At 39.1% G+C, this 6,547-nt stretch carries 9 protein-coding genes, 1 tRNA gene and 1 pseudogene; 6 read left to right on the top strand and 5 right to left on the bottom strand.

Features of this window, described 5'->3' with window-relative positions; genetic code table 11:
• Positions 1-456, bottom strand: a 456-nt coding sequence (locus ACT3QP_RS13870; RefSeq protein ID WP_444525904.1) for a hypothetical protein, incomplete at its 3' end; no start/stop codon positions are given.
• A 44-nt stretch (positions 457-500) separates the two neighbouring features.
• On the bottom strand, positions 501-1,790 hold the full coding sequence (locus ACT3QP_RS13865; protein WP_444525903.1) for a WG repeat-containing protein: 1,290 nt from the start codon (positions 1,788-1,790) through the stop codon (positions 501-503).
• Positions 1,791-1,930: 140 nt separating this feature from the next.
• Between ACT3QP_RS13865 and ACT3QP_RS13860 the strand changes: the two genes are divergently transcribed.
• The 5 genes and pseudogenes from ACT3QP_RS13860 (at position 1,931) to ACT3QP_RS13840 (ending at position 4,100) form a co-directional block, all read left to right on the top strand.
• Positions 1,931-2,314: a type I restriction enzyme endonuclease domain-containing protein gene (locus ACT3QP_RS13860; RefSeq protein WP_444525906.1), complete on the top strand. Its 384-nt coding sequence runs from the start codon at positions 1,931-1,933 to the stop codon at positions 2,312-2,314.
• Positions 2,315-2,562: 248 nt separating this feature from the next.
• Positions 2,563-2,736 (top strand): hypothetical protein, encoded by a 174-nt coding sequence (locus ACT3QP_RS13855; protein ID WP_444525902.1) that lies wholly within the window; start codon positions 2,563-2,565, stop codon positions 2,734-2,736.
• 18 nt (positions 2,737-2,754) lie between these two features.
• A pseudogene (locus ACT3QP_RS13850) lies at positions 2,755-2,838 on the top strand (sel1 repeat family protein); the annotation flags it as partial.
• A gap of 12 nt (positions 2,839-2,850) precedes the next feature.
• Positions 2,851-3,078 (top strand): tetratricopeptide repeat protein, encoded by a 228-nt coding sequence (locus tag ACT3QP_RS13845; protein WP_444525905.1) that lies wholly within the window; start codon positions 2,851-2,853, stop codon positions 3,076-3,078.
• Positions 3,079-3,401: 323 nt separating this feature from the next.
• A complete protein-coding gene (locus ACT3QP_RS13840; RefSeq protein WP_444525901.1) occupies positions 3,402-4,100 on the top strand; it encodes a tetratricopeptide repeat protein in 699 nt (232 codons plus the stop codon).
• A gap of 185 nt (positions 4,101-4,285) precedes the next feature.
• Here the strand turns inward: ACT3QP_RS13840 and ACT3QP_RS13835 are convergent, their stop codons facing one another.
• The 3 genes from ACT3QP_RS13835 to ACT3QP_RS13825 all read right to left on the bottom strand — a co-directional run bounded on the left by ACT3QP_RS13835 (position 4,286) and on the right by ACT3QP_RS13825 (position 5,826).
• Positions 4,286-4,693 (bottom strand): tyrosine-type recombinase/integrase, encoded by a 408-nt coding sequence (locus tag ACT3QP_RS13835; RefSeq protein ID WP_444525900.1) that lies wholly within the window; start codon positions 4,691-4,693, stop codon positions 4,286-4,288.
• 115 nt (positions 4,694-4,808) lie between these two features.
• Positions 4,809-4,894, bottom strand: a tRNA-Leu gene (locus ACT3QP_RS13830).
• 158 nt (positions 4,895-5,052) lie between these two features.
• A complete protein-coding gene (locus ACT3QP_RS13825; RefSeq protein ID WP_444525899.1) occupies positions 5,053-5,826 on the bottom strand; it encodes a ferredoxin--NADP reductase in 774 nt (257 codons plus the stop codon).
• Between the two features lie 476 nt (positions 5,827-6,302).
• Between ACT3QP_RS13825 and ACT3QP_RS13820 the strand changes: the two genes are divergently transcribed.
• Positions 6,303-6,547: TrmO family methyltransferase domain-containing protein (locus tag ACT3QP_RS13820; RefSeq protein WP_444525898.1), on the top strand; the 245-nt coding region annotated here is incomplete at its 3' end.

Genomic DNA, 6,547 nt, shown 5'->3' with positions numbered 1-6,547 from the left:
ATCAGTTGTCCCTATACAGCCTTCCAAATTAGAGACTCTCTTTGCAGGCTGATATAGTCTGCCATCCTCAGAATAATGCTCTAAAATGACGGAGTCCTCTACTAGCTCTGCTGCAGAGTCTTTAGAGAAATTAAAATTTAGGCGTGATTTGCGCCAAATGTTACGAGGCGTGAGATGAGCATTATTGTCGTTATCTAAGTCGTTAAGGTGCATGATTTCAACATAATTGTAGCCATTTTTATCACCATCTAACCTATACAAGGTACTGTCAAACTCGTATGTAGGGACTTTATCGCCCTCATAAAAGTATTCGTTGTCATAAGGAATAGGCGAGTTTTCTTTTTCGACCCCATAGTTAAAGTGCCAGCATCCTGTCAGAGTCAGACTCATCATAGCAGTGACGACTGAACGACTGATTATAGAGACTAGATGACGGTTTAGAGCGTGAGCTTTCATAGAGGGAATCTAATTAAGAATTTATAGTTTAAAGTGCTATGAACTTAATAGTTCTTTAACCTTTCGTATTCTGCGGTTTTATCAGCGATGATAGCGCCATTTCTATCAAGTATATAATGCTGCTCGTCATCGGTTACTGCCTTTATTAGACCGTGATATTGACCACCATACTCAACACTTAATGATGGGTATTTTAGGGGTATAACCAGCTCTCCGCTATCGTTTAACACGCCGTAATATTCGCCCGTTGGACTATTAGGATTGGCTTTCATGACAGGGGCTAAGCCAGTAATAAAAGAGTCGATCTTATCATAATCTGTCTTAATCTCATCCCCTTGCCGATCTATTAGGTAATAAGTATCATCTTTACGAGCGGATATAAACTCTGAACCAGTAACGATATTAGTGAAACTGATATGATCGTATATTATTGGCGTGATGATCTCACCTTTTAAGTTGATAAAACCTTGCTTACCCTCTTTTAGTACCCATGCCTTACCGTCATAAAACTGAAACACTTCATCATAAATAAAATCTATCTTAGTGTGATTATCGCTATTGACAAAGCCCCATTTGCCATCCTTTTTGACATCGACCACACCTTCCTTAAAAAACCCTATAATTTGATAAATAGGAAAAACTCGCTCCCCTTTGTTATTTAAGATAGCGACGCGGGGCGGGTCATAAGTAGCCACTCTAAATTGCCAATCTTTGGTTTCTGGCTCATCAGAATAGATGTGCATGATATATTTATAAGGCATCATCGGCACTACGATATTATTATCTTTATCTATTACACCTGTTTTACCATTATTGCTAACAATTGCATAACCATTGTAAAAGTCTTCTGCATAGGAGTACTCAAAAGGAATAACGATTTCGTTTTGCAAGTTTAAATAGCCATAGCGACTGTTACCGTCAAACACACTGGCTCTGATTAGACCATCACTGAGTCCAGAAACGTATTCGTATTGATTAGGTATAATCATGCGACCCTCAATATCTATAAGCCCCCAGCTATAATCAAGGGACACGCTTGATAGACCATTTACGAATCCTTCGGCATAGTCGAACTTTAGCGGTATAACGACTTTGCCTTGATTATTAACAAAGCCGTATGTCTTATCTGAAACGTTAGCATCTTGTTGCTTAGTGACGAGCCAAAGTATATCGTCATAATCCATATCAGTTTTACTACAGTGTTCAGCAAATTCAATTCCTTCAGGTAACTCGTAGCCCTTATCTAGCTGGCATCGCAAAGTAGAAGCTAGGCTAGAAGTACTAAATAATAGTGCAATGCTCAGTAAAGCAAGTGGCTTTATAGATAAGAACATTAGGATTATTCCGTGTCGATTAAGATGAATAAGATAAATCGTATCATATTTTAATAAACATTAGTCTTATATTGTCGCTCATTGAGTAAAGTTTGCTATACTCTTTGACGTTATAAATAGTCTTAAAAGACTAAGATGTACTGCGTGCTGAAGTCATTGGTGACTTCTCTGATGAGATCATCAAGCTATATAACGAGCTACGGGTTGAGATGGCATCGTTTGGTGAGATGGGTATCGACTTTGAAGAAAAAGAGTTTTATGACATCCTGCTGTCACTGGCGCATAAGTATGACTTTACCTATCCAGAAGGCAAGCTGCTTGAACTGTCTAAAGAGGTGAAAAAGCTCATCGATGAAAAGGCTAAATATACAGACTGGAATAAGCGTGATGACATCAAAGCGGAACTACAGTTTGATTTGATGATATTGCTCGATGAATGGGGCTATCCACCTGTTGATTCAAAAGAGGTTTATAAAGAGATATTTGAGCAGGCTGAGAACTTTAAGAAGCATCGAATGGTTTAGTATGATCTGGCCTACGAATGACAATATGCTCCAAATTATCAAAAATACCAGTAAAGCTATGTGGTTCAACGATATTGAAGGCAGTTATTCCAGTAATAAAAAAGAAAGCGATATATTAAAACAAGCCCGAAACCTATTAGGTCATTATCTTTCATGAAAGTATGTCTTAAGTGTTTAGTGAGATTCTATATGTTGTAAGTTACATTATATTTATATTTGAGCAAATGATAATACGAGACGATGAACATATGACTTTTACTAAAAATAAATCAGCAACGTTAATTTTTCCTATTGTTTTATTTACTCTTGTGCTTACTAGTTGTCAGAAAACACAAGAAGAATCCAGTCAGGGAATGACGGAAGAAATGGAAGTGTATAAGCAAAATGGACTGTCTGATGAGCTAAAAGAGTTAGCCGATTAAGGTGATGCTCAAGCTCAGCATGACCTTGGACTCATGTACGTTGAAGGCGAAAGCGTTATTTATGACTATACTAAGGCGGTTGAGTGGTTTGAGAAATCTGCTAATCAAGGAAATATTGACGCTCAACATGACCTTGGACTAATGTATATCAAAGGCGTAGGCGTTAGTGAAGATCATTCCAAGGCTGCGCAGTGGATTGAAAAGTCTGCTAGCCAAGGGAATCATGATGCTCAATATATGCTTGGAATGATGTACTACCTAGGTCAAGGTGTGCCTAAGCTGCACAGTGGATTGAAAAATCTACTATACGAATCTACTAAACTAAGAGTTTGCCCAAACTGAGTTTAATCTTGGAGTAATGTACACGAATAGTGTAGGTGTGTGTCAAGATGACATTAAGGAAATAGGTTTTTTTCAAAATGCTTGTGACAAAGGTCTACAAGGTGTGATGGTTATCAACTATTAAATTAAACAATAATATGATCTATTTGTTGTCTGAAATGGGTGGTAGAGAACCCAAAAACCACCTATTGCTCCCATAAGAGACGTAATACTAAATGGAAATTGGTAAAAAATTCACTGGCATACGTGCTCTAAAATAGACTTGCTATCATGGCAATAACGCACAAATATATATCTTTAAAACAATACTTTTGAGACTCGCTATGACCCTTCTGAATACCTTGTTAGTACGTAAAACCACCCTCTTTTTGGCAACAGCAATACTTTCTGTTTCAGCGATGGCCGCTGATTTTAGCCAAACTCTAAAGCTTGCTAACCAAGGCAATGACACTGCGCAATCTAACCTTGGGTTGATGTATTACGAGGGTAATGGTGTGCGTCAGGATTATGCTAAGACAGTTGAGTGGTTTGAAAAATCGGCGAGTCAAGGATATGCTAAGGCTCAACATAACCTTGGAGCGATGTATGCCAAAGGCGAAGGCGTGCGTCAGGATTATGCCAAGGCGTTTGAGTGGTATCAAAAATCGGCGAGTCAAGGGTTTGTTGAATCTCAATATACCTTTGGATTCATGTACGAAAAGGGCTTAGGTGTGCGTCAGGATTATGCTAAGGCGGTTGAGTGGTTTGAAAGATCTGCTGACCAAGGGTTTGCTCAAGCTCAATACCAGCTTGGGTCGATGTATGGTGCAGGCGAAGGTGTTCATCAGAATTATGCCAAAGCCATTGAATGGTATACAAAAGCCGCTAACCAAGGGCTTGCTCAAGCTCAACATAACCTTGGAGCGATGTATGCCAAAGGCGAAGGCGTGCGTCAGGATTATGCAACTGCCAAAGAATGGTTTGGTAAATCTTGTGATAATGGCGATCAAGATGGATGTGATGGTTATCGAACGTTAAATTAAAGATAGAGCTTTGAGTATTAGACAATTTTTGGGACTTATTATCTACTTGATAACACGCCATAGGTTTACTATCTAAAATTCATTATCACAGCTTTTTTATGCATGACTGCGTATATGATTTCGTCTTTATATAAAACGTCTTTTAATAGATAGTATATGGTCCAATTTACTTAGAAAGCAGTATCTTAACCTTTGTTTTTCCACAGCGCTAACATTTGACTCTTTCCAAGCTGATCGATTAATGCTTGCAGTTGCGCGGTAGAGTCAGCTTTGGTTTGTGCATCCGCTTTAAATTCTGCTGTATCTCTATCTTCTCGTAGGGCATCTAAATAGTCTGCCCACTTTTGCATCATGTCGCTACGATCATCAATGTATTCAAATCGACCGTAAGCAGTTCTATTAGGATCTTTAGTCGTATGACCCAATGCCATCTCTACAAGCACAAGAGGGTATTTTAGCTGCTCTTGCAGGATAGTCTTCGCTGTCGCTCTAAAGCCATGAGCACAATGTATATTTTGATAGCCCAAATTGTGTAGTTGATTATTAGCAGTGGCGTCTGAAGTGAGATTTGAAGGCGGGTAGTAGCGTTGCATCTATGATTTGGTTTCAGTAGTATGTATCGTTAGAGATAGTCTAGCACACAGATACAACAAAGCCCCTTATATAAGGGGCTTTGGCTATTCTATAAGTAACTATAGAACTATATATTGGTACCAGTGGTCGGACTCGAACCGACACGCTTATTAGGCAACGGATTTTGAATCCGTCATGTCTACCAATTCCATCACACTGGCATGTTAGGTAATAATATCTATTATATAGGCATTATTAAATTGGGCTACAGGGTTAACTCTGTATAGGCTGCGTATTATAGCAGGCTATTTTTAGCCGTCAAGAATTATTTACTATAATTTCCGATTAAATCAAAATAATCTATATATTCTATACTTTCTTATCCAACAAAAGCACGCTCAACTGCATAGTCAGCCTGTACGCCCATACGTGGTGAGACGGTCAAACCAAAGTCATCTAAGATAGCAGAAACTTCTGAGTTAAATGGCATGCTACCGCAAATCATCACGCGGTCATCGTCTTTATTCATCGGTGGTAAGCCGATATCTTCAAAGAACTTGCCTGACTTCATAAGATCAGTGATACGACCTTGGTTTCTAAACGCTTCACGAGTCACAGTTGGATAGTAAATGAATTTTTCGCGGAACCATTCGCCAAAGATTTCATCGTTGGCCAGCTCGGTTTCGAACATATCACGATAAGCCAAATCTTTGGCATGACGTACGCCATGGACCAAAATGATTTTATCAAAACGTTCGTACACCTCAGGATCACGTGACAAAGCCAAAAATGGTGCCAACCCTGTGCCTGTTGATAGCATGTATAAATGCTTACCTGGTAATAAATCGTCTAATACCAGTGTACCCGTTGGTTTTTTGCTGACCAATAGCTCATCACCTACTTTGATGTGTTGTAGGCGTGAGGTGAGTGGGCCATCTGGTACTTTGATAGAGAAAAACTCCAATTGTTCTTCGTAGTTGGGGCTAGCAATCGAGTAAGCACGTAATAGTGGCTTGCCATCGACGACGAGACCAATCATCGCAAATTCACCATTACGAAAGCGTAGGCCGTCGTCGCGAGTGGTTTTTATGCTAAATAGAGAGTCATTCCAATGATGAACCTCTGTAACCGTTTCGGTGCGAAGTTTTGACATAAAGTCCTCGTTAAATAGTCGCTGTTTGCGTTAATAGTATTAATTGAATGTGTCATATAGCACTGCATCAAACTTTTATTATGATGACGCTTAAATGGTCAGGCAGTGTCCAAATGTCGCAGTATATTTTAATCATTATTAATGAGATAACGGACATCTTAATCTGGATGCAATTCATTCTCAATAATTATTCTCGCTCATAATAGCAAAATTTAAAATAAAAATCCGTCTAGCAATGATTATGTAGCATGATAAAATGGAATATCGTTAGTGAATAATTTTGTATTCAAGCTGTTTTATATATCGTCAGCCTTAAATAAAAGAAGTGCAACCACAGGATACGGTTTACGTTTTTCTTGCTTGCTTTGCCCATAGATAGAGGCTGCGCAAAAGGTAATCCGTATCGCTGTATTTATTTTATAGTGCAGTGACGATAGGTAAAATGTCATTATCGGCGGATGTTTTGGAGAGATTTTATGCCTGATGGATGTACTGTTTTAGAGAATCATCATCATGCGCCAATCATTGGTTACCACCGTGCGCCGCTATCACAGAAGTTTGGTGCGCCGCGTCAGCCCAATTTGGTAGCGCTGACGAGTGTGATTGAGATGCTAGCGCCTTATGATACGCCAGCAGCATTTGTGGGGTTAGAGGCTTTTAGCCATGTCTGGGTCAGTTGGCAGTTTCATCACAATTATGTAAAAAATAATATAAAAAAAGA

Origin of the sequence: Psychrobacter sp. AOP7-B1-24, from assembly GCF_052376215.1 — a bacterium.
Taxonomy (GTDB): domain Bacteria; phylum Pseudomonadota; class Gammaproteobacteria; order Pseudomonadales; family Moraxellaceae; genus Psychrobacter.
Note: the sequence above shows the minus strand (reverse complement) of the source record. Positions and strands in the feature narration are given on the sequence as shown.